At 35.3% G+C, this 23328-nt stretch carries 21 protein-coding genes; 17 read left to right on the forward strand and 4 right to left on the reverse strand.

Annotated features, from left to right (window positions below; all coding sequences use genetic code 11):
* Position 1: 1 nt before the first annotated feature.
* Together AC3B7A_RS08020 and recD2 are read left to right on the forward strand one after the other, a co-directional pair.
* Positions 2-673 carry a tetratricopeptide repeat protein gene (locus tag AC3B7A_RS08020; protein WP_489755575.1) on the forward strand — a complete coding sequence of 224 codons (672 nt, stop codon included), beginning with the start codon at positions 2-4 and terminating at the stop codon, positions 671-673.
* A complete protein-coding gene (gene recD2, locus AC3B7A_RS08025; protein WP_489755576.1) occupies positions 666-3041 on the forward strand; it encodes an SF1B family DNA helicase RecD2 in 2376 nt (791 codons plus the stop codon). The genes AC3B7A_RS08020 and recD2 overlap by 8 nt, the downstream gene beginning before the upstream one ends.
* Before the next feature lie 4 nt (positions 3042-3045).
* Here the strand turns inward: recD2 and AC3B7A_RS08030 are convergent, their stop codons facing one another.
* The 4 genes from AC3B7A_RS08030 to def all read right to left on the reverse strand — a co-directional run bounded on the left by AC3B7A_RS08030 (position 3046) and on the right by def (position 6980).
* Positions 3046-3984: a diacylglycerol/lipid kinase family protein gene (locus AC3B7A_RS08030; RefSeq protein WP_489755577.1), complete on the reverse strand. Its 939-nt coding sequence runs from the start codon at positions 3982-3984 to the stop codon at positions 3046-3048.
* 103 nt (positions 3985-4087) lie between these two features.
* Positions 4088-5776, reverse strand: coding sequence for a ribonuclease J1 (gene rnjA / locus AC3B7A_RS08035; RefSeq protein WP_489755578.1), 1689 nt, complete (start codon positions 5774-5776; stop codon positions 4088-4090).
* 4 nt (positions 5777-5780) lie between these two features.
* Positions 5781-6002: a DNA-directed RNA polymerase subunit epsilon gene (locus tag AC3B7A_RS08040; RefSeq protein WP_489755579.1), complete on the reverse strand. Its 222-nt coding sequence runs from the start codon at positions 6000-6002 to the stop codon at positions 5781-5783.
* A gap of 411 nt (positions 6003-6413) precedes the next feature.
* On the reverse strand, positions 6414-6980 hold the full coding sequence (gene def, locus AC3B7A_RS08045) for a peptide deformylase (protein WP_489755580.1): 567 nt from the start codon (positions 6978-6980) through the stop codon (positions 6414-6416).
* 195 nt (positions 6981-7175) lie between these two features.
* Here def and AC3B7A_RS08050 point away from each other — a divergent pair, with 195 nt between their 5' ends.
* From AC3B7A_RS08050 to holA, 15 genes are all read left to right on the forward strand, one after another.
* A complete protein-coding gene (locus AC3B7A_RS08050) occupies positions 7176-8276 on the forward strand; it encodes a thiamine pyrophosphate-dependent enzyme (protein WP_489755581.1) in 1101 nt (366 codons plus the stop codon).
* Position 8277: 1 nt separating this feature from the next.
* Entirely contained in the window at positions 8278-9255 is a 978-nt protein-coding gene (locus tag AC3B7A_RS08055; protein ID WP_489755582.1) for an alpha-ketoacid dehydrogenase subunit beta, read from the forward strand.
* Between the two features lie 26 nt (positions 9256-9281).
* A complete protein-coding gene (locus tag AC3B7A_RS08060) occupies positions 9282-10553 on the forward strand; it encodes a 2-oxo acid dehydrogenase subunit E2 (protein ID WP_489755583.1) in 1272 nt (423 codons plus the stop codon).
* Positions 10554-10560: 7 nt separating this feature from the next.
* Positions 10561-11982: a dihydrolipoyl dehydrogenase gene (gene lpdA / locus AC3B7A_RS08065; RefSeq protein WP_489755584.1), complete on the forward strand. Its 1422-nt coding sequence runs from the start codon at positions 10561-10563 to the stop codon at positions 11980-11982.
* Positions 11983-12149: 167 nt separating this feature from the next.
* Positions 12150-12911 carry an inositol monophosphatase family protein gene (locus AC3B7A_RS08070; RefSeq protein WP_489755585.1) on the forward strand — a complete coding sequence of 254 codons (762 nt, stop codon included), beginning with the start codon at positions 12150-12152 and terminating at the stop codon, positions 12909-12911.
* Between the two features lie 412 nt (positions 12912-13323).
* Positions 13324-15165, forward strand: a complete 1842-nt coding sequence (gene typA / locus AC3B7A_RS08075) for a translational GTPase TypA (protein ID WP_489755586.1) — start codon at positions 13324-13326, stop codon at positions 15163-15165.
* Positions 15166-15827: 662 nt separating this feature from the next.
* Positions 15828-17018 (forward strand): FtsW/RodA/SpoVE family cell cycle protein, encoded by a 1191-nt coding sequence (locus AC3B7A_RS08080; RefSeq protein ID WP_489755587.1) that lies wholly within the window; start codon positions 15828-15830, stop codon positions 17016-17018.
* A 3-nt stretch (positions 17019-17021) separates the two neighbouring features.
* Entirely contained in the window at positions 17022-17330 is a 309-nt protein-coding gene (locus AC3B7A_RS08085) for a YlbG family protein (protein WP_489755588.1), read from the forward strand.
* Complete coding sequence (gene rsmD, locus AC3B7A_RS08090) at positions 17330-17881, forward strand: 16S rRNA (guanine(966)-N(2))-methyltransferase RsmD (protein ID WP_489755589.1); 552 nt, start codon at positions 17330-17332, stop codon at positions 17879-17881. The genes AC3B7A_RS08085 and rsmD overlap by 1 nt, the downstream gene beginning before the upstream one ends.
* Before the next feature lie 14 nt (positions 17882-17895).
* Positions 17896-18087 (forward strand): adenylyltransferase/cytidyltransferase family protein, encoded by a 192-nt coding sequence (locus tag AC3B7A_RS08095; RefSeq protein WP_489755590.1) that lies wholly within the window; start codon positions 17896-17898, stop codon positions 18085-18087.
* Positions 18069-18392 (forward strand): nucleotidyl transferase family protein, encoded by a 324-nt coding sequence (locus AC3B7A_RS08100; protein ID WP_489755591.1) that lies wholly within the window; start codon positions 18069-18071, stop codon positions 18390-18392. The genes AC3B7A_RS08095 and AC3B7A_RS08100 overlap by 19 nt, the downstream gene beginning before the upstream one ends.
* On the forward strand, positions 18389-19426 hold the full coding sequence (locus AC3B7A_RS08105; RefSeq protein WP_489755592.1) for a SepM family pheromone-processing serine protease: 1038 nt from the start codon (positions 18389-18391) through the stop codon (positions 19424-19426). Before AC3B7A_RS08100 ends, AC3B7A_RS08105 begins: the two co-directional genes overlap by 4 nt.
* Before the next feature lie 35 nt (positions 19427-19461).
* A complete protein-coding gene (locus AC3B7A_RS08110) occupies positions 19462-20103 on the forward strand; it encodes a ComEA family DNA-binding protein (RefSeq protein WP_489755593.1) in 642 nt (213 codons plus the stop codon).
* Positions 20096-22294: a DNA internalization-related competence protein ComEC/Rec2 gene (locus AC3B7A_RS08115; protein WP_489755594.1), complete on the forward strand. Its 2199-nt coding sequence runs from the start codon at positions 20096-20098 to the stop codon at positions 22292-22294. The genes AC3B7A_RS08110 and AC3B7A_RS08115 overlap by 8 nt, the downstream gene beginning before the upstream one ends.
* Positions 22284-23315, forward strand: coding sequence for a DNA polymerase III subunit delta (holA, locus tag AC3B7A_RS08120; protein WP_489755595.1), 1032 nt, complete (start codon positions 22284-22286; stop codon positions 23313-23315). The genes AC3B7A_RS08115 and holA overlap by 11 nt, the downstream gene beginning before the upstream one ends.
* The last annotated feature ends 13 nt before the right edge of the window (positions 23316-23328 follow it).

A 23328-nucleotide genomic window follows, 5' to 3' on the forward strand; every position in this document is an offset into this window, starting at 1 on the left:
TATGAATCAAAAAGCGGCAAAATTATATCAAACAGGTCAAAAAGAAGCAGCAGTAAAGTATTTGGCACGGCGATTACAGAATGATTGGACACATTTAACCTGGTTTTTACAATTAGCTAGTTATTTGGTGGCAGGAGAAGATTTAACACAAGCGGAGCAGCTATTAATCCAAGCAAAACAAATTTTTCCTCAGTCACAAGAAATTAACTATAATTTGGCAGTGGTGTATTTTCAAGCAGGTAAGTTTGATAAAGTCAAAAAATTATTACAAACAATTGATCAACCTAATTTGCTCAGTGATATGTATTATCTTTTAGCACAAACTGCACGACAGCAACAGCAGTTATCGCAAGCTTTAGTTTATGCTTTGACAGCTGTGGATTATGAACCACAGATTAACGATAATTTACTATTAGTGGGCGATTTATTAGTGCAGTTGAATCAATTTGAACAAGCTAAAAAGTACTATCAACAAGCTTTGAAAATTAATACAACAGCGTCGGGATATTTTAAATTGGCTTTGTGTGAAATGGTAATAGGGGATTTTAATTTTCAAAAACATTTTCAAAAAGCAAAAGCTTTAGATGCTGATTATGTTGCTCAGCATCAACAACAAATAGCAGAAATTCAACGATACCTTCAATCACAAAAGAAAGATGATTCACATGGATAATGAATATTTGGTAGGGTCAGTACAGGCTATTTTTTTTGAAAAGCCTGAAGACTTTTTTAAGATTATGCTAATTAAGGTTCAGGAAACTTCTTTTGATTGGTCAGATAATGAGATTGTTGTAACTGGAACTTTTGCGGATCTAGCTGATGATCAAAATTATCGTTTCTTTGGGCAAGTGGTTAATCATCCTAAATATGGTCAACAATTTAAGTGTGATCATTATCAAAAAGATGCCCCCAATGGTACCAAAGCGTTAGTGGAATATTTTTCCAGTGAAAAATTTCCTGGTATTGGCAAAAAAAGTGCGGAAAAGATTGTTGATTTATTAGGGGATCAAGCCATTCAATTAATTGTCAGTAATCCCCAAGTTGTTCAACAACTCCCTTTAAGTGCAGCTAAGCAATCCTTGTTGAAAGATGTTGTACAAGAATCTTATCAAACTGAAGAAGTTATTTTACAGTTGAATCAGTTAGGTTTTGGTAATAAATTGGCATTTAAGATTTATTATCGTTATAAAGGAGAAACCTTAACTGTTCTTCATCAAGAACCCTATCGTTTAATTGATGAGGTCAAAGGCGTGGGTTTTAGGCGAGCAGACCAATTGGCTCATAGTTTTGGTATTGCCTTTGATGATCCGCAAAGAATTCAGGCAGCAGTAATCCATACACTGCAAACTATTACGCAGACTACTGGTGATACTTATTGTCAAGAAAGGGATTTAATCAATGGTACTTTACAATTAGTTAATTTTGCTGCAGGACAATTAGTTGAACAATCTCATATTGAAGTTGCCTTGGACCAATTAATCGAAAATGGAAGAGTTTGTTTAGATCAAAATCGATATTTCTTAAAATCATTATATGAAAAGGAGTGGTCCATTGCTCAACAATTAAAATTATTACAAAATAACTTTGTTGCAGACCAAATCACACCTAAAAAATTACAAGCGGTGTTAGAACAAACTGAAAAAAGATTAAATATTCAATATGACACAAATCAAGAACAAGCGATTACGCAAGGTTTGACCAGTTCACTTTTATTATTAACAGGAGGACCTGGAACTGGTAAAACTACTATTATCAATGGTTTAGTTAATGCCTTTGCGCAAATTCATCACTATTCACTGGATCCAGATGATTATCAAGATAGTATCTTTCCGATTGTGTTAGCTGCCCCAACTGGTCGAGCAGCTAAACATTTGATGCAAAATACCGGCTTGCCAGCTGGAACAATTCATCGTTTATTGGGATTAACTGGGCAAGAAGATCCAGATTCAGCTGTGGCTAATGAAATTCAAGGAAAACTGTTGATTATTGATGAGGTTTCAATGGTTGACACTGAATTATTTGAATTGTTAATCCAAGCCATACCGGCAGGGATGCAAGTGATTTTGGTTGGAGATCGAGATCAATTGCCTTCGGTGGGACCAGGACAAGTTTTTGCTGATTTAATTGATAGTGAAGTTTTTACCACTGTGAGTTTAACTAAAATATATCGTCAAGACCAAGATTCTACCATTATTGATTTGGCACAACAAATTAATAATGGTCAAGTTGATGAAAATTTATTTAAAAACTTTGCTGATCGGAGTTTTATCAACTGTAATGCTAATCAAGTAGCTCATGTTTTACAACAAATAGTCTTGAAAAGTCAAGCCAAGGGCTTTTCTTTAGGTGATGTTCAAGTTTTAGCTCCAATGTATCGAGGTAATGCAGGTATTGATCATATCAATCAAGTTATGCAAGAGACTTTAAATCCCTTGATCGCAGAAACCAAGGTTGTTCATTCTGGAAAAATTGAATACCGCATTGGTGATAAGGTAGTCCAATTAGTCAATAATGTTGAAAAAAATGTTTTTAATGGTGAAACCGGAATGATTACAGGAATAACCCTAGCTAAGGATAATCCTGATAAAAAGCAAGGCGATGTTGTCCATTTAAATTTTGATGGGCGCGAGATTTCTTATGCACGGGCGGATTTAAATAATATTACCTTAGCTTACTGTACGTCAATTCACAAAGCGCAAGGGAGTGAATTTGAATTAGTGATTGTTGTTTTGGTAAAGCAACAAACTCGAATGCTAAAACGAAATTTATTGTATACAGCCATTACACGTGCAAAATCTAAATTAATTATGATTGGTAATCAAAGTGCCTATCGTCAAGCCATTATTGATAAATCCAGTCAACGACAGACTTGTTTAACAGAACGGATTCAAGAAGTTTTTGAATTAAAAAAATCAACAACCACTAATACGGTTGCTGATTCACAAGATACGATTTTAACTTTATCAATGATAATAGAGCATCAAATTGATCCTTTGATTGGAATGTCTGGCATTAGCCCAAAGGACTTTATGAATTTATAAATTATCATAACCAAAAATTTTGACTGGTGCATTGTGCGTTTAAATCAAAAGTTGTTGCGGGAATTAATTCACCATCTATTTGGGCAAATTGTTTAGTCTTTATTTTTATTTTTGCTTGTTGAACGGGAAAATAGTGAACAGCAGAATTTTGTAAATGAGTACCGTTAATAAAAACTTGTTTCATTAAGATAAATAATTCTTTCCAACTATTAGCTTGGGCAGTTGCTAAATACAACTGCTTTTTTTGTAGTTCAGCTGGTGGTATTAAAGCAACTCCACCACCAAAATACGGTTGATTAGCCAAAACACATAGGAAAATATTATTAAAAGTAAAGGTTTGCTGATTAACTTCTATTTTAACGGAAAAATTAGGTTGTTTAAAGGCTTTAAAAGCTTGGGAAACATAGATTAATTTACTTAAGTGTAATTTATTAAAACGTTTCTTCCATGGTGAACTTAAAGTTAGGTGAATGATATTAGCATCAAAGCCAATGCCAAAATTATTGATGAAATAAAGAACCTGATTTTCGTAGCTAATTTTACCTAAATTTAATTTTTGGATAATAGGACGTTGACAGAGGTGTTTTAAGATTTGCTTTTCGTGATGAGGTCTGTAATGTAAGGCTCGTGCAAAATCGTTACCGGAACCAGCTGGCAAATAGGCTAAGGGTGTCTGCGGATGTTTTGAGTTTTTAATTCCATTAATAGCTTGATTTAAGGTGCCATCACCGCCAATAACAATGATTTTTTGTTGCTCGGTTGAAAGATGATTAATTAAATTTTTTACCAGTATTTGGGCTCCTTGAGGCGGAGTAGTGAAAATTTGAAAAGATTGCTGATTTTGTCTTAAATATTTAAGTGTGCGTGTTAAGCAAGACTTAGCATGATTGCTGGCAGCGTGTAAATTAATAATAATAAAAAAATTGACACTACTGTTGTTCATGGATCTATCCCTTTCTAAAATTGAGCATGATTTTATTGTATCAGAAAAAAACTGAGAAATTTTAGATTTCTCAGTTTTTTTAAGTTTTAGTACGATTTATTGGTTAAACTTCAACCGAAACAATCATTGGTAAAATTACTGGGTGTCTTTCAGTTCGACGATATAAAAATTCTTGGAGGTTATCCACAATGTCTTGTTTCAAAACATCCTCCGACACATTTTTATTTTCATTGAGATGGGTCTTAATCGTATGAAAAACGTGTTTTTGAGCTTGATTGATTAAAGCACCGGATTCACGCATATAAACAAATCCCCGTGATAAAATATCGGGACCCGATAAGACTAAGCCTTTATGATAATCAATCGTGGCCACAACGATTACTAAACCTTCTTCAGACAAAACTTGTCGATCTTGGATCACTTGACTGCTGATATTGTCAATTCCATTGCCATCAATATAAACGTCACCTGCAGGGACATGATCAGCCTTGCGAGCGGAATTCTTGGTCAAGGCTAAAACATCGCCATTTTCAAAAATAAAAGTATTTTCTTTAGGAACATCACATAGTTGTGCTAATTCCGTATGGATTTTTAACATACGGTATTCACCGTGAATGGGCATAAAGAATTTAGGTTTAATTAAACGAAGCATCAGTTTTTGTTCTTCTTGACCGCCGTGACCAGAAGCGTGAATGTTATTAACTTTACCATGAATAACATTTGCACCAGCTTCTTCTAGTTCGTTAATTAAATGGTTAACACTAACAGTGTTTCCGGGAATCGGGTTGGAGGAAAAAATCACGGTATCGTTAGGTTGAATTGAGATTTGGCGATGAGTACCATTGGCAATCCGACTTAAGGCAGCCATCGGTTCGCCTTGAGAACCCGTACATAATAACATTACCTTGTTGGCAGGTAATTTGCTGATTTCAGAAGAGTCTAAAATTTCACTATCGGGAATATCCAAATAGCCTAATTCACGACCGTTGACAATCGCTTGTTCCATACTCCGACCAAAAACAGCAACTTTTCGACCATTTTTCATAGCGGCATCAACTGCTTGAGAAACCCGGTATAAATTGGAGGCGAAAGTAGCGAAAATAATTCGACCATCAATTCGTTCCACAATCTGATGAATTGTATTACCGACAAAACGCTCTGATTTTGAAAAAGTTGGTATTTCAGCATTAGTGCTATCTGATAAGAGTAACAAAACACCTTCAGACCCTAATTTAGCCATTTTTTGGAGATTAGGTGCAGGTTGATTACCAACTGGAGTAAAGTCAAATTTATAATCTCCAGTTTGAATAATAGTACCTTGAGGTGTGTGCACAGCAATTCCTAATGTGTCAGGAATTGAATGAGTGGTTCTAAAAAATTCGACACTTAAATTTTTAAATGAAACCACGTCGTCTTCTTTTAAGACATGCATTTCAGTAGAATTTAATAAACCGTGTTCCTCTAATTTCCCTTTAATTAAAGCCGTAGCCAATGGTCCAGCATAAATGGGGATGGCTGGAACTTTTTGTAAGAAATAAGGAATACCACCAATATGATCTTCATGACCATGGGTAATAAATAATCCCTTAATTTTATCGCGGTTATCAATCAGATATTGGTAATCAGAAATGACATAATCAATTCCCAAAAGCTCATCTTCCGGAAATTTAATGCCAGCATCAACAACAACTAATTCGTCTTGATACTGAATAACGTACATGTTTTTACCAATTTCACCGAGACCACCAATGGCAAAAACTGCAACTTCATTTTTTTTGATATTTAATTCCATCTAATTAAAGCTCCGAAAGCTTAGTCAATTTAAAATCGGGACTCTTTTGTTCATAGTTTAAATAATTGCCTGTTAGTTCTTCAATTGACTCAATATTATAATCAGTTTTTTCTTCTATAGAAGCTCGAACGGTGATTGCTGATTCGGCTTCAGTGTAGAGTGTCTCGGTAGTTTCTCTACGTGGATTTTTGACACTATTGTTTTGGTATAAAACTTTATAAATCAAATTAAAATGCTCCTTAAATTCAAATTTTAAATAAATTTTTTCAGATACTAAACATTGTGGGTGGTTGATTAGATCAACAGTTAAGTAAATGTTATCACATCTGGTGTTTCTTGTATATAAACTAGATTATTAACACAAACTCATTAATCCATTAAAATTAAAAAATTACCTGAATTAGCAAATTTTGCACAATTTTAGTTTCTTAATTATTTCAGTTTATTGGGACTAAAAGATTTGGTTGATGGAAAAGGGTAAGGTTTATTAACTGTAATCTTTACGGAAGTCAACCAAAGATTAATTCATTGTCAGTAGCCACAAGTGATTACTAGCATTGGATTTTTAGATAAAAGTTGTTGACTTTATAGCTATAAGATTTTGAGGCGGACTAAATAAACTTCTATTTTAAATTTTCTAAGAGATGATAATAGTATTTTCTGCAGCTTTGAAAGGAGCTTTTTTATTAATATGATCATAGAACAAATGACCGTTTAAATGATCAATTTCGTGTTGACAGACAATAGCGGGATAATTTTTAACTCGCATGGTTTGAGTTTCACCATTGAAATCTTGGTAGCGGACAGTAATACGCGCACTCCGAGGAACATAACCAGGGACATCTTGATCAACTGAAAGGCAGCCTTCACCTTCAGCTAATTGGGCTTTTTGAACAGAGTTAGAGATAATTACGGGATTAATTAGTGTAATTTTTAATAAATAGTTTTGTGGATTATCTGGATCATCACTAGGAACTAAAACTGAGGCCATTTGTTCGGATACGCCAACTTGAGGTGCTGCTAAACCAACACCAGCTCTTAAATGGTGTTTTTGCGCAAATTCAGGATTTTGACTATTAATCAAGTATTCCATCATATCATGAGCTAATTCTTGATCTTTCTTACTCAGGGGGAATTTTACTGGTTGAGCTATTTTTCTTAAAACTGGATTTCCATCACGTGTAATGTCTTTCATCATGTACATAAAAAAATTAAACCTCTTCTGTTGATTAAATATTATTAAACATAATAATAGCATAATAGCAGCTATTGATGATAGTTGTTAAAAAAATCGTTAAATTAGTTAACTATACACTTGGATTTAGAAAACAAAAATGTTAAAATAACCACTGGAAACCCTTACAAATAAAATTGAAGGTTGCGAAAGGAATGGTAAAATATGGCAAATAGTTCTATTGTTGATTTTTCCAAAATTAAACAAGATCTTTCAGATTTTCCTGCTCCGATTCAAGTTGTTGATCAGGATGCTAAGATTGTTAACAAAAAAGTGTTCGACAGTTTTAGCGATGACCAATTGGTAGAATTCATGGAAAAGATGGTTTGGGAACGTGCTCTTCATGAACAAACGATGAATTTTTCTCGTCAAGGTCGGATGGGCTTTTATGCTCCGACAGCTGGTGAAGAGGCTACTGAAATGGGAACAGTTATGGCGATGGAGAAGCAAGATTTTCTACTGCCTGCTTACCGTGATATTCCTCAATTAATCCAACATGGTGCTACAGTAACGGAAGGTTTCTTGTGGTCTCGTGGACATGTTAAGGGTAACGAATTTGAAGCACGGGCATTAATGCCGCAAATCATCATCGGTGCTGCTTATCTAGAAACTGCTGGTGTTGCTTTAGGTTTGAAGAAAAATGGTGAAGATGCGATTGCCTTTAGTTATACAGGTGATGGTGGTACTTCTCAAGGTGATTCCTATGAAGGAATGAACTTTGCTGGTGCCTTCCAAGCTCCTGCATTATTCATTGTTCAAAATAATAACTATGCTATTTCTGTGCCAAGAGAAAAGCAAACTGCTGCTAAAGCATTGACATTAAAGGCTGCTGCTGCTGGTATTCCAGCTGTCCAAGTTGATGGTATGGATATTTTAGCTTGTTATAGTGTAGCTAAGGCTGCTCGTGAGTATATTTTAGCTGGTAATGGTCCAGTGATGATTGAAACATTGACTGACCGTTATGGTGCTCACTCTTCAGCTGGTGATGACCCAAGTCGTTATCGTTCCAAGGAAGCACAACAGCCATGGTTAGATCGTGATCCATTAATTAGAATGCGCAAGATTTTGACTGATAAAGGTTTGTGGAGCGATGAACACGAAGAGGAATTAACAAAGCAATATAAAGATTCATTTAAAGATGCTTTAAAAGAAGCAGATGCTGTTGAACCAGATAAAGTTTCTGATATGTTGAAGCGGACTTTTGAAGTTCCTACTCCAGAAATGCAAGCTGAAATTGCTGAATTTGAAGAAAAGGAGTCCAAATAACATGACTAAAAAATCATATATTCAAGCTATTACAGATGCCTTAGATATTGAATTAAAAGATGATCCTAAGACTTTGATTTTTGGTGAAGATGTTGGTAAAAATGGTGGTGTGTTTAGAACTACACAAGGTCTTCAAGAAAAATATGGTGAGGATCGTGTTTTTGATACCCCATTAGCCGAATCGGGTATTTTAGGTTTGTCAATTGGTTTGGGTTTAACTGGCTGGCGTCCATTACCAGAAATTCAATTTTCTGGTTTTACCTTAGAAGGTGTTGACTCCATTGCTGGTCAAATGGCACGGATGCGTTATCACTTCAATGGTAAGAAGACTAGTCCAATTACCATTCGTTCACCATATGGCGGTGGTACACACACAGCTGAAATGCACTCAGATAACTTTGAAAACTTTTTTGTTGGCGTTCCAGGTTTAAGAGTTGTGATGCCAAGTAATCCTTATGATGCCAAAGGCTTATTAATTTCTTCAATTGAAAATAATGACCCAGTTCTTTATTTGGAAAATTTGAAACTTTATCGTTCAATGAAGGACGATATTCCTGATGAAAAGTATAGTGTTCCTTTGGATCAAGCAAATGTTGTTCAAGAAGGTAATGATATTACCTTAGTTGCTTATGGTGCTCAAGTTCAAGAAGCTCAAAAAGCAGCTGAAGAATTAGCTAAAGACAATGTTTCGGCTGAAGTTATTGACTTACGAACAGTTTCACCAATTGATACCGCAACAATCTTTAAGTCTATTGAAAAAACACATAAAGTTGTTGTTATTCAAGAAGCTCAAAAGATGGCTGGTGTCGGTGCACAAGTTGCATCTGCAATTGCTGAAGATGCTATTATGTCTTTGGATGCACCAATTGGTCGCGTTGCTGCGCCTAACTCAGTTTATCCATTCGCTTTAGCAGAAGAAGTTTGGATTCCTCGTAAAGATGCAATTGTTGCTAAAGCAAAAGAAATTCTAAATTACTAATCAGATTTGAAAGGTAGGATTATTACATGGCATTTAAATTTACGCTTCCAGAATTAGGCGAGGGAATGGCTGAAGGTGAAGTCGCTAACTGGTTAGTTAAAGAAGGCGACGAAGTTAAAGAAGATGATTCTTTAGTTGAAATTCAAAACGATAAGTCAGTTTCTGAATTGCCTTCTCCTGTTTCAGGTAAAGTTAAACAAATTGTGGCCCAAGAAGGGGATACAGTTGAAATTGGAGATCCTTTAATTATTATTGATGATGGTTCTCCAGATACACCGGATGATGCTCCAAAAGCTGATGATAAAGCAGCTGCTGCACCAGCCGCAGAAGATAATAAGAGTAATGCTGCGCCAGCACCTGCAGCTGCTCCAACTGGGCAAGCTAATCAAGATTATTTGGCAATGCCATCTGTTCGTCAATATGCTCGTGATAAGGGAATCGACTTATCGCAAGTTACTCCTTCAGGTAAGCATGGTCAAATTACAAAAGCTGATGTTGATAACTTTAATGGTGCGGCTCAACCAGAAGCAACGGCAGCACCTGCTGCAGAAGCAACGGCTACACCAATTAAGCCATATAAATCTGATGAACCTGAATTAGAAACACGTGAAAAGATGAGTATGACACGTAAAGCAATTGCTAAAGCAATGTCAGAAAGTAAAAAGATTACACCACATGTTACTAGTTTTGATGATGTCGAAGTTTCCGCTTTGATGGCTAACCGCAAGAAATATAAACAATTGGCTGCAGATAAGGGTATTAAACTAACATTCTTACCTTATATCGTCAAAGCAATTGTTGCAGTTTTGAAAGAATTCCCAGAATTTAATGCTTCTATTGATGGTACAACTAACGAAATCGTTTATAAGCATTACTACAATGTAGGTATTGCTACAAATACTGATCATGGTTTGTATGTACCTAACATTAAAAATGCTGATTCTAAAGGTATGTTCGAAATTGCTAAGGAAATTACCGAAAATACTCAAGCAGCTTATGATAATAAATTAAGTGCAAAGGCTATGAGTGGCGGTTCTATTACAATTAGTAATGTTGGTTCTATTGGTGGTGGCTGGTTTACTCCAGTTATTAATCAACCAGAAGTTGCTATCTTAGGTATGGGTAAGATCGCTAAAGAACCTTATGTTGCTGAAGATGGTTCTATTAAAGTTGGTAATATGTTGAAGCTCTCCTTGAGTTATGATCATCGCTTGATTGATGGTGCTTTGGCACAACAAGCTTTGAACATGATGAAGAGTTTATTGCATGATCCAGAAATGTTATTAATGGAGGGTTAATCAAGTAATGTCTGAAGTAGAACAAAAAGATACAGTTATTATTGGTGCTGGACCTGGTGGATATGTTGCTGCTATTCGTGCAGCTGAACTAGGTCAGAAAGTCACTATTATCGAAAAAGAATATTATGGTGGCGTTTGTTTGAACGTCGGCTGTGTACCCTCTAAATCTCTAATTCAGGCTGGCCACCGTTTACGTGAAGCTAAAGATGGTTCAATATATGGTATTACTACTAATAATGTTGCGATTGATTTCACTAAAACACAAGCTTGGAAAGATGACAAAGTGGTCAAACGTATGACTAATGGCGTCAAAATGTTGTTAAAGAAGCACAAAGTTGAAATGATCGAAGGCGAAGCCTTTTTAGATAATGATCATCAATTACGTGTAATGTCGACAGGACCTAAGCAATTTATGGATAATGGCGGAGGTCAAACAATTAAATTTAATAATTTAATTTTGGCTACTGGTAGTCGTCCAATTGAAATTAAAGGTTTTAAATTTGGTGACCGTGTTTTGAGTTCAACAGGGTTATTGAATGTTAAAGAACTTCCTAAGGAATTAGTAATTGTTGGTGGTGGTTACATTGGTACTGAATTAGCTGGTGCATTTGCTGATTTAGGTTCACACGTTACTATTCTGGAAGGAACGGATAAGATTATTCCTAATTTTGAGCGCGATATGGTCAAAATTGTAGAAAAGAATCTTAAATCTAAAGGTATTGATATTATCACTAGTGCTATGGCTAAAGAAGCTAAGTCTTCTAAAGATAGTGTTGCTGTCACTTATGAAGTTGATGGCAAAGCTTCAACTATTAAAGCTGACTATGTGATGGTTTCTGTAGGCCGGAAGCCAAATACTGATAATTTTGGCTTGGAAATGACTAGCGTTGAGTTAACAGATCGTGGTTTGGTCAAAGTTGATGAACAAGGTCGGACGAATGTTCCTAACATTTACGCCATTGGTGATATTGTAGCAGGTCCTGCTTTAGCTCATAAAGCTTTCTTTGAAGGTAAGACTGCTGCTGGTGCTATCTCGGGTGAAAAGACGGCTAACGACTTCTTAAGTGTTCCATCTGTTTGCTTCAATGATCCTGAAATGGCTAGTGTTGGTCTAACTGAGGATGAAGCTAAAGAACAAGGTAAGGATATTAAAGTTGCTAAGTTCCCATTTGCCGGTAATGCTCGGGCAGTATCATTAGACAGTGCTGATGGTTTTGTTAAATTGATTTCAGATAAGAAGACGGGTACTGTACTGGGTGGTCAAGTAGTTGGTCCAAGTGCAAGTACTTTGGTATCTGAATTAAGTATTTTGGTTAACTGCCAATTAAATGAAGAAGATGTTGCTTTGACAATTCATCCACATCCAACTTTGGGTGAACCAATTCAAGAAGCTGCAGATATGTTAATGGGTTATCCAACAAATATTTAATAGCTGTATTAAATATTTTGACGAAAAATCGGCGTTTATACGTCGATTTTTTTGTTGTTTTGCCATAAAATGTAGTTAGTAAATATTAGGGTTCTATAATATTGAGTGTTGATGAGTGATTTTATCAACACCGCTTTACATAGAACCAATATTATTTGGGGTTAATCATGGTGGATTTATTTAATGTTCAATGGCATGTTTTAGATATTTTAACAAAAGTTAAAAATCAACTACGGACAAATTCCGCTTTTAAACAAATTCAATTTAAATCCAGTAGAACGGATTTAGTGACTGAACGTGATAAAAATATTGAACGACAAATAATTGGTTATTTGAGAGAAAAATTTCCTCAAGCACGTTTTATCAGTGAAGAAGGATTTGGTGATAATGTCAAAAATTTGCAAGGATTAGTCTTCTTTATTGATCCCATTGATGGAACCATGAATTTTATTAAATTGCATAATCAGTTTGTATCAATGATTGGTGTTTATTTTAACGGCCAGCCAATCTTTGGAGCAATTGCTGATGTTATGGCAGATCGAATATATTATGGTGGACCCAGTACTGGCAGTTTTGTGAACGGCCAGTCGTTAACCCAATTGACTAATCAGACATTAGAAAATGGTTTAGTAATGATTAGCAATCGTTTTTTAGATCAACCAAAATATCAAGCTGTTCGTCACAGAAGTAGTGGTTTGCGAGTTTATGGTAGCGCTGGAATTAGTATAATTCATTTATTAAGAGGAGAAGAGGTTTTGTATATTTCTAAGTTGCAACCATGGGACTTAGCGGCCGGTTTAGCGATCGGTTTACCGCTGGGTTTAGAAACTTTGACCATTGACGATCAACCTTTAAATATGTTACAATCACAAACTGTAGTTATCGGAACGAAATGCGCAACAAAAAAAGCTAAGAGATTACTATCTTAGTTAAAAAGCTGTGATTCCAACAATCACAGCTTTTTTATACAAGACGTCAACTAAGAAGGTTCAGAATTATTTAGGGACTTTCATTATTTGAAAGATTTCTTAAACCTGTGTTTTTAATCAATGAAAATTTGGTAATTCATAGATTGAGATTTTAAAAAGAATAGTTTGGCTTGGAACAAGCCTGAGTAAAATGTAGAATACGATGAATTTATGTTGTTTAAGACGACTTGATATTAATTACTGATTTTGGTCTTAAATTCATGTTTTGTCACTGCTAAATTTTAATGATTAGGTCTGTTGCCAGAAACTCGTATTTTGGTACGATATAGTTCACGTCTGTTTCCAAGTAAAGGTACGTGTTTGAGTGCCCATAGGTGATTCACATTTAGATCAATGGAAGGAAGCTAAGCTTTTGAAAACAAGAGAAGATATTCGCAATATTGCTATTATTGCTCACGTCGATCATGGTAAAACAACATTAGTTAATGAACTTTTAAAGCAGTCAGATACTTTACCTGAACACATGGAATTAGGTGATCGGGCAATGGACTCTAATGCAATTGAAAAAGAACGTGGAATTACTATTTTATCTAAAAATACAGCGGTTAAATATCAAGATACTCAGATCAATATTTTAGATACCCCAGGACACGCCGACTTTGGTGGTGAAGTGGAACGAATTATGAAAATGGTTGATGGTGTTTTGTTGGTAGTTGATGCCTATGAAGGAACAATGCCACAAACACGTTTTGTCTTGAAAAAGGCTTTAGACCAGCATTTGACACCAATTGTTGTTATTAATAAAATCGATCGCCCGGGTGCTCGTCCAGAAGAAGTTGTTGATGAAGTTTTGTCATTATTCATTGACTTAGGAGCTGATGAAGATCAATTAGAATTTCCAGTAGTGTATGCTTCAGCTGTGAATGGTACTTCTAGCTATGATTCTGACCCTGATTCTCAAGAACATACTATGAAACCAGTGTTCGACACAATATTAAAGACAATTCCGGCTCCTGTTGACAATAGTGATGAACCATTGCAATTTCAGGTAGCGATGTTAGATTATAATGATTACGTTGGCCGTGTAGGGATTGGTCGAGTTTTCCGTGGTAAGATTAAAATCGGTGATCAGGTTTCCGTTTTGAAATTGGATGGATCCAAGCAAAACTTCCGGGTGACTAAAATCTTTGGTTTCTTTGGCTTGAAACGTGTGGAAATTCAAGAAGCTCAAGCTGGAGACTTGATTGGTTTATCAGGTATGGAAGATATTTTCGTTGGCGAAACGGTTACGCCAGTTGATCATCCTGAAGCTTTACCAGTATTACGGATTGATCCACCGACTTTAAGAATGACCTTTTTGGCTAATGACTCTCCATTTGCCGGTCGCGAAGGCGACTTGGTTACTGCCCGTAAGATTCAAGATCGTTTGGAACAACAATTACAAACAGACGTGTCTTTAAAAGTTGAAGATGCTGGAACTGCTGGTGCTTGGATTGTTTCTGGACGTGGTGAATTACATTTATCTATTCTAGTTGAAGAGATGCGTCGGGAAGGTTTTGAGTTACAATTATCTCGTCCCGAAGTTATTTATGAAGAAGTAGATGGCAAAGTTTGTGAACCGTTTGAATTGGTTCAAATTGATACTCCTGATGAATATGTTGGCACGATCATTGATTCAATGGCTCAACGTAAAGGCGAAATGAAAAACATGGAAAGTACCGGTAACGGTCAAACTCGTTTAACATTTTTGACACCTTCACGTGGTTTAATTGGATATTCTTCCGAATTTCTTTCTCAAACTGGTGGTTATGGTATTATGAATCATGCTTTTGATTCCTACTTGCCAGTAATTAAGAATTGGGAACCTGGTCGACGGAGTGGAGCTTTAGTTTCAATCAATCAAGGACCGTCGACGACTTATAGTTTACAATCTGTTGAAGATCGCGGCCAGTTATTCATTGGTGCTGGTGTTGACGTTTATGAAGGCATGATTGTTGGGCAAAGTAGTCGTGATCAAGATATTGCTGTTAATGTTACCAAGGGTAAAAATTTAACCAATACTCGAGCTTCCGGAAAAGATCATGCTGCGGCAATTAAAACACCAAAGAAGATGTCTTTAGAACAATCAATCGAATTTTTGAATGAAGACGAATATTGTGAGGTAACCCCACAAAGTATTCGCTTACGGAAGAAAATTTTGAACACTAACGAACGTAAAAAGGCCGATAAAAAACGGAAAGTTGTTAAAGATTAATAATTATTTATCTTAGTAGTTTAACAATTAAAAAGTAAAGGCTGAGGTCGAAAAATCTGACCTTTGCTAAAAATCCTAGATAGTTTTCTTGAATGGAAAATTTATCTAGGATTTTTGCTTTTTGTAAGCTGCTATTATGTATTTATATGATAATAGCCAGCAAACAACTTTATCAATTCTTTATGACTATCAAATTAACTTGAATCACTTCGGGCATTACACTTAGGGATTTTACTACTAAGCTTCGGGAAGCAATTTTAGATTTTAGATTTTAGAAGGATAACAGTCTGGTTATTGCTTTATATTTATTGGCAATCTGATTGCAGCTGCTGTTCTTTACTTATTCACGGAAGACTTTTCCAAATAGGACATTCCACAATGTAACAAGATTTCTAGTCGAGAGGTCAATGTGGCTTTAATATGAAACAACTGGTCTTGAATAAAAAGAAGATCTTCAAAAAACGTTTTAAAGTACATCAAGTAAAATAGTGCTTTAAACACACACTTTGTTATTTTAGTCTTGATTAAACCAGCAACTTAGCGAGTTAAGTATATTCTTAAAAATCGGTTTGCTAATGCCGATGTAGTTCACGTTTGTAAAGAATAATTGTTTTTAAAATGATATAATGAAAAAAACTAGGGAAAAGAGTGATAACAGATCAGTGAAATTTAAATTTAAAAATCTTGATTATTGGATTCTCATCCCCTTTGTGATTTTATCAGCACTAGGAATCATTATGGTTTATTCTGCCAGCTCCAATGCTGCAATTTTACAAGGACTAACTAACTTTGTGTATTTAAAGCGGCAATTAATTTATGTTCTGATTGGTTTATTATTAAGTTTGTTATTTTATCTTTTTAAAATTGATTTGTTGAAAAATAAATTTTTTGTTCAATTTTTTTTAATAGGTGTCATAGCGTTATTAATTTATTTGTTGATGCAAAAACATTTTCATCCGACGGCCATGGTTAATGGTGCATCTGCTTGGATTAAGTTGGGGCCTATTAATCTGCAACCATTGGAATTAGCTAAGTTGGCATTAATTTTGTACTTGTCGAAAGTTTTTAGTGTTCGCAGTCTTAAAATTCGACAACAGGCTTTAGGACCCATGTTGACGGAACTATTTCCCCCAATTTTATTATCAGGACTAATTATTTTATTGACTCTTTTACAACCAGATTTAGGCGGTGCAGCTATTTTAGCCGCAATTGTCTTTTTATTAACCTTTAGTTCGGGCTTAGATATGAAGTATGTTGTGACAGTAGTTATCATTTTAATAGCTTTATTTGTCGGTTCGTATTTTTGGTTTAAACATCAATTAATTGTTGGAACCGATTCTTCTTACAAGTTAAAACGCTTGATGGCTTTCTTTCATCCATTTGAATTGGAAAAAACGGGGGGCATTCAGCTGGTAAATTCTTATTACGCTGTTAATAATGGCGGCTTATTTGGTCGCGGTTTAGGCAATAGTATTCAGAAATTAGGTTATTTGCCCGAACCTTATACGGATTTTATTTTGGCTATTATTAGTGAAGAATTAGGAGTAGTTGGCGTTATTTTAGTTTTAGGCTTGTTATTTATTTTAATTGCGCGAATTATCTATCTCGGTTTACACGCTACTAATGCTTACTGGACGTTATTATGTTATGGCGTAGCAACGTTATTGTTTGTTCAGACTTCATTTAATGTGGGTGGTGTAATTGGGTTGTTGCCAATTACCGGTGTGACATTACCATTCATTAGTTATGGTGGATCAAGTCAATTGGTACTATCTATTTGTATTGGTATTTGTTTAAACGTTTCGGCTAATTTAAAACGACAAAGAATTGATCAAATTATGAAAGTAGGTTAAAAAGTGAAATTAATACCACGTCAAGAAGTGATTATTTGGATGTCAAATAGTCGTCCCAGTAAGAAATTGCGCCGCTTTGGGACGGTGATTTATGTTTCTTTTAAAATGAACTATGCCATTATGTATTTGAATCAAGTTCATTTACAACAGCAAATTAAAGAAATTAATAAATTACCATTTGTTACTAAAATTGAACTATCACCACGCCAAGATCTAGAGACTGATTTTGATGATAAAATAGGCAATGTTGCTAGTTTATTAATTCCGGCCGAACAGGATAGACAATTAAAGCATAGTGAGGTAAAAAAGTAATGCGTGTAATTGCTGGCCGCTTTCATGGCTTAAATTTACTACCGGTTAAGGGACGTAATACTAGGCCGACGGGGGCAAAAGTCAAAGAAGCAATGTTTAATATGTTAGCTCCCTATTTATCAGCAATGACTGTGGGATGCGATTTGTTTGCGGGAACTGGTGCATTGGGTATTGAAGCTGTTTCACGAGGATTGTCGAAAATGTATTTAGTAGATTCTAATCGTCAAGCACAACAAGTGATTCAAGAAAATATTACTAAAACACGTAGTCCCCAAAACTTTGAACTGTTAAAACAGCCAGCTAAAAAAGCTTTATTGACTTTGCAGCAGCAACACGTGAAGTTGGATTTACTTTTGTTAGATCCGCCTTATGCACAACATGTTACGCTGGAATTGATTCAACAGGCGATTAAATTAGGACTATTAAAGGCACAAGCATTAATTATGATTGAAACAGATTATGAATTAACGACACCGGATCTTGAACAATTTGAAGTTGTGGCGTTAAAAAAATATAATCAAACGTATGTTCAAATTTGGCAATTAAAGTAAATGAGGCACATATTTTGAAAAAAGTTGGTATTTATGCTGGTAGTTTTGATCCTGTAACCAATGGTCACTTAGAGATTATTAGTCGCGCTAGTAAATTATTTGATCAGCTATATGTAATTATTATGAATAATACTAGTAAAATTATACGTTTTCTTTCACCGAAAAAGAAATATTGCTCACAAAGTCGTTGGCGCCTTTACAATTAACTAACGTGCAAGTAAAAGTGGAAGCTGATCAATTAGTAGCCAATGTAGCGCAGCAATTGCAGGCACATTGGTTAGTGAGAGGCTTAAGAACAGCTGCTGATTTAAATTATGAAATTTCCATGCAACAAATTAATCAATTACAAAATTCTGATTTAGAAACACTTTATCTAGTAGCTCAGCCGCAATATATGTACTTATCTTCCAGTATGGTTAAAGAAGTTATTGCTTATGGGGGGCAAGTTCATAATTTAGTACCAGCCATAGTTGAGCAAGCTTTAATTGAAAAGTTACGGTCCGGCAAATGAAGTTTAAGCGTTGGTTAATTACTTTAGGATTATTAGTCTTATTACTGAGCTTTGTTTTGTGGCCGTTGCCCATTTTTATAGAAGCGCCAGGGGAAGCTACCCCCACTGATCAAGTAATTAAAGTACAACACCAAACACAAAATTCTAACTTGTACTTCACTACCGTTGAATTAAGTCAAGCGACACCTTTGACTTGGTTATTAGGTCAGAGCTTACCTTTTCATGATGTAGTTGATCGGCAATCTTTAATGGATAATGATAGTAATGCCCAATATCTGCAGATGCAAAAGTACTATATGCAAAGTGCTAGTAATAATGCAATTGTTGCAGCTTTTAGAGCTGATCACCGCTTAGTTAAACAAAAATATTTAGGCGTTTATGTTTTGTCGATATTAGCTCAGTCTAATTTTCGATCACAATTACAAGTCGGTGATGTGATTACGGCAGTTAATGGTCATCATTTTGCTAGTTCTCAGGCTTTTATGAAATATGTTAAACAACAGCAAGCAAATTCTAAAGTTCAAATCACTTATCAACATCATGGTCAGACTAAACGAACGCGACAAAAGCTAATACACCTGCCACATACTAAACAATGGGGATTAGGAATTCAATTAGTAGATCAAGTTAAAATTAAGACTAGTCCTAGTGTCAAAATTGATGCTGGAGACGTTGGTGGTCCCTCGGCGGGATTGATGTTTGCTTTACAAGTTTATAGTCAATTAACTCATCAAACTTTAACTCACGGACAAAAAGTAGCGGGGACTGGGACTATTACTGCGGATGGTAAAGTTGGACCAATTGGTGGAATTGATAAAAAAGTTGTGGCTGCTGAACGAAAAGGAGCAAAGATTTTTCTAGCTCCGCGGGATTCAGTTACCAAAGCTAAACTGAAATTAGATTCACATTATCAAAGTAACTATCGTGTGGCTCAAAAAACGGCACGTCGTTTACATTCATCCATGAAAATTGTTCCCATTGATAATTTAAATCAAGCCATTCATTATTTAAAAAGTTCATCAAACAAAAAATGATGAACTTTTTTTGTAATTATGATTGGGTGAATTAAGTGTTTAAAATAAAAGATTGGTTACAAGATTATTGGCAATGGCTATTAGGTGGGATAATTATTGTCGGTGCCCTGTTATGGAAATTTTGGCCTGGTACAACGCTATCGACGTCAAATGTGCAGCCACCAGTAGTACAGCAGTCCACGAAAACAAAGCAACCATCAACTAGTGCTAGTGAGCCCAAAACTATTATTGTTGATGTGCAAGGTGAAGTCAATAAACCAGGGGTTTATCATTTGCTAGCTTCGGCGCGGATTTATGATGCCATCCAACATGCTGGTGGACCAACAGCTAAAGCAAATTTGAAAGGAATCAATCAAGCCCAAAAGCTGCACGATCAGAGTCAAGTCATTGTTCCTGACCAAACTGTAACTACGCCGACAAATCAGGCTGATAGCTCAGCCACAACCACGGCAGCGACTACTGCATCAGCTTCTGGTAATTCGACTAAGAGCTTAAATTTGAATTCTGCGACTGCCGAAGAATTACAGCAAATTAATGGCTTGGGACCCAAAAAAGCTCAAGCAATTATTCAATATCGTCAAGATCACGGTAGTTTTAATAAAATAGAAGATCTGACTAATGTTAAAGGAATTGGTGACAAAACAGTTGAAAATTTGAAGGATCAACTTAGTGTTTGAGCGAGGTTGGTTTTTATTTGGCGCAATTTTTTTACAGCTGACAATTGCTATATTGATTACTAAAAGTAAACTGTGGTTAATCTTAAGTTTATTAATTATTGGCGTCGTTTTGTTGAACCATAAATATACGGTTTTACTGTTACTTTTAACGATGGGTCTACTGGGATATGTTTTAAGCAATCCATTAAAGCCCAAAATACCCACGACCAATGAAGTGGTTGTTTACCCAGATCAATTCAATAGCCGTCCTGATTGGCTATATGGTCAAGGACAAGTTAAAAATCAATCAGTTAATTGGGGAGCTAATGGTAACTTTAAGGTAACGCGACCGCAAATAATTATTTTAAAAGGTGATTTTGCTTGGAAAAAGATTAGTGCAGCCACTAATCCTGGTGAATTTGATTACCGTCAATATGAGCAAACACAAAAAATTTACTTTCAAGCAACGGCGCAACATTTAAAAATTGAATTGCGTTCGCCACATAGTTTAATTGAATTGTTGCATGTTTGGCGTTTTAAGTTATTAAAAAAAATGCAAGCATTGCCTCATTGGTTAAATCTTAATGCTAGTAGCTTACTGTTGGGCAAATTTGATAACCAAGAACAAGATTTGCGTCAAGGCTTAACTAATTTGGGAATTATCCACATTTTTAGTATTTCTGGTTTGCATATTTATTTGTTAGTTAATTGGATATCCAAATTGGCGGGTGCTTTGAAAATTCGCCAAGATTATTTGGAATGGTTAATTATTATTTCGTTGCCAATTATTGCGGTATTAACTGGAAGTGGCATTGGTGTGTGGCGAGCTTGTATCGGGCAGATGTTTAAAATGTTAAATGATAAAGGACATTGGTTGCTTTCACGCAATGACCTATTTGCTATAACGTTAATCGTTCACAGTATTTTTGTACCACAAGTATTGTGGACGCTAGCTGGTCAATTGAGCTACTTATTGTCCTATGGCTTGATTGTCATCCAGCAAAGTAATATTTGGCAGCAATCATTACTAATGAATTTAATTAGCGTACCAATTTTAATTTTTCATAATTATAGCTTTAGTTGGCTGACTTTTGGGGCTAATTTGTGTCTGACGCCAATTTTTGAAAAAATGATTATTCCTTTAACTATTTTTAGTGTGATTGTTGAGCGGAATGCTTGGATCATTAATCATTTGGAAGCACTATTTAATTATATTTATAGTCCGATTGAATCTTTATCTCATGCTAGCTGGAGCCAAATTACTGTCGGTCAATTGAGTGTGCTTATTTTATTAATTTTATTATTATGGACCTTAGTTATTGCCCAACAGCCAACCAAGAATAAAATTTTTGTTTTAATTGGTAGTTATGCCTTAATTATTGGCTTACAACATTTTCCCCTAAATGGTGAAGTTAGTTTAATTGATATTGGTCAAGGAGATAGTATTTTAATTACTACGCCGTTTTTAAAACGAACTTATTTGATTGATACGGGTGGGAAGTTAAATTTTGGTAAGTACCATTCCCAAAATAATCGGGTACAGTCAATTACCATTCCTTATTTACGTTATCGAGCTATTACGCATTTGGATGGAGTGTTTTTATCGCATCAAGACGCGGACCATATTGGAGATTTAGCTGTTTTGCTACAGAATTTTCCAGTACGGGCAGTTTATATGGCGGATGGTATGCAAAAAATACCGGCAGTTGCCGATAAATTACAGCCTTTTGCTACTAAAATTAAATATGTAAAACTGCATTTACATGATCGGATTTTATTACCACATCAAGATTTTATGCAAGTCGTCTGGCCGCCACATTTATCGAATGGTAAAAATGAAGATTCTTTGAGCCTGATGGTGCAAATTCAGGGTAAAAAGTGGCTATTTACCGGTGATTTAAATCAGGAAAATGAATTGAAATTATTTCCGCAGCACAATCAAACAATAGATTATTTAAAAGCCGGTCACCATGGTAGTAAAACAGCTAGTTCGAAAAAATTTTTACAACAAATTCAACCTAAACTAGTTTTAATTTCAGTTGGTCGCCACAATCGTTATGGACATCCAAGTCCGGAAACCATGCGGACTTTAAAAAAATTACGAATTCCTTCTTTGAGTACCGCAAAGCATGGTATGATTACTTGGAATTATAATTATCGACATCAGCAATGGTGGCAAGTTTTTTCAAGGAAAGAAATCAATGAAAATTAGTGAATTACAAACAGCTTTAGAAAAGCAACAAATAGCGCCACTTTATTTAGTTAATGGTTCAGAAAATGAACTAATTAAGCAAGTGCGGCAATTATTTTTGAAAGTTTTAACGCCAGAAGAACAAGAATTAAACGTAGCAGAATTTGATTTAGAGCAAGTTGATGTCAAAGAAGCGGTTGGCGAAGCCAACATGTTACCATTTTTAGGCGACTATCGCTTGGTGATGGTAACTAATCCAGTTTTTTTAAGTAGTTCACGCACTAAAAATGCGGTCGAGCAAGACGTTCAAGTATTATTGGATTATATTCAACAACCACAACCGACGACGATATTTGTAATTTTTGCAACCTATGATAAGTTGGATCAACGTAAAAAAATTACAAAAATTTTAAAACAACAAGCGCAAGTAATTGAAGTACAAAAACTATCACCCCAAGATCTTCAAAAAAATTTACAGCAACAAATCAATAAGCATGGTTTTCAAATTGAACCAGTGGCCCTCAAAGAATTAGTACAAAGAACCAAAGGGGATTTTTCTTTAGCTAGTTCGGAGTTGAAGAAATTGTTCTTGTATGCAAAAGATCAAAAAATGATTCAATTAAAAACGGTAAAACAATTGGTTCCACAATCTTTAGATGACAATGTTTTTGATCTTTTAGATGCTATTTTGCAGCATAATTTACAGCTAGCAGAACAAACTTACCGGCAATTATTACTGTTAAATAATGATCCAATTTTATTAACGGCGCTAGCACAGAGTCAAATCCGCTTGCTGTTGCAAGTGAAAATTTTAGCTGGTCAAGGAATGTCACAAGGTAAATTAGCACAATTTTTGCAAGTGCATCCATATCGCGTAAAATTAGCGCTGCAAAAAATCAAAAATTACGATTTACAACAATTAAAAAAAGCCCTTTCCGAATTAATCGAAATGGACTATCAAATGAAAACTGGCCAAGCTAATAAGCAACGCTTATTTGAATTATTTATGATTGCATTTACTACAAACAAAAAGACGGGCTAAAGTCCGTCTTTTT

The organism is Bombilactobacillus sp. ESL1202 (genome assembly GCF_058107125.1).

Excerpts from the sequence above, each read along its gene's own strand:
- lpdA (WP_489755584.1), top strand. The coding sequence starts at position 10,561 with ATGTCTGAAGTAGAACAAAAAGATACAGTTATTATTGGTGCTGGACCT.
- recD2 (WP_489755576.1), top strand. The coding sequence starts at position 666 with ATGGATAATGAATATTTGGTAGGGTCAGTACAGGCTATTTTTTTTGAA.
- AC3B7A_RS08105 (WP_489755592.1), top strand. The coding sequence starts at position 18,389 with ATGAAGTTTAAGCGTTGGTTAATTACTTTAGGATTATTAGTCTTATTA.
- rnjA (WP_489755578.1), bottom strand. The coding sequence starts at position 5,776 with ATGGAATTAAATATCAAAAAAAATGAAGTTGCAGTTTTTGCCATTGGT.
- AC3B7A_RS08070 (WP_489755585.1), top strand. The coding sequence starts at position 12,150 with ATGGTGGATTTATTTAATGTTCAATGGCATGTTTTAGATATTTTAACA.
- AC3B7A_RS08030 (WP_489755577.1), bottom strand. The coding sequence starts at position 3,984 with ATGAACAACAGTAGTGTCAATTTTTTTATTATTATTAATTTACACGCT.
- def (WP_489755580.1), bottom strand. The coding sequence starts at position 6,980 with ATGTACATGATGAAAGACATTACACGTGATGGAAATCCAGTTTTAAGA.
- AC3B7A_RS08060 (WP_489755583.1), top strand. The coding sequence starts at position 9,282 with ATGGCATTTAAATTTACGCTTCCAGAATTAGGCGAGGGAATGGCTGAA.
- holA (WP_489755595.1), top strand. The coding sequence starts at position 22,284 with ATGAAAATTAGTGAATTACAAACAGCTTTAGAAAAGCAACAAATAGCG.
- AC3B7A_RS08020 (WP_489755575.1), top strand. The coding sequence starts at position 2 with ATGAATCAAAAAGCGGCAAAATTATATCAAACAGGTCAAAAAGAAGCA.
- AC3B7A_RS08055 (WP_489755582.1), top strand. The coding sequence starts at position 8,278 with ATGACTAAAAAATCATATATTCAAGCTATTACAGATGCCTTAGATATT.
- rsmD (WP_489755589.1), top strand. The coding sequence starts at position 17,330 with ATGCGTGTAATTGCTGGCCGCTTTCATGGCTTAAATTTACTACCGGTT.
- AC3B7A_RS08050 (WP_489755581.1), top strand. The coding sequence starts at position 7,176 with ATGGCAAATAGTTCTATTGTTGATTTTTCCAAAATTAAACAAGATCTT.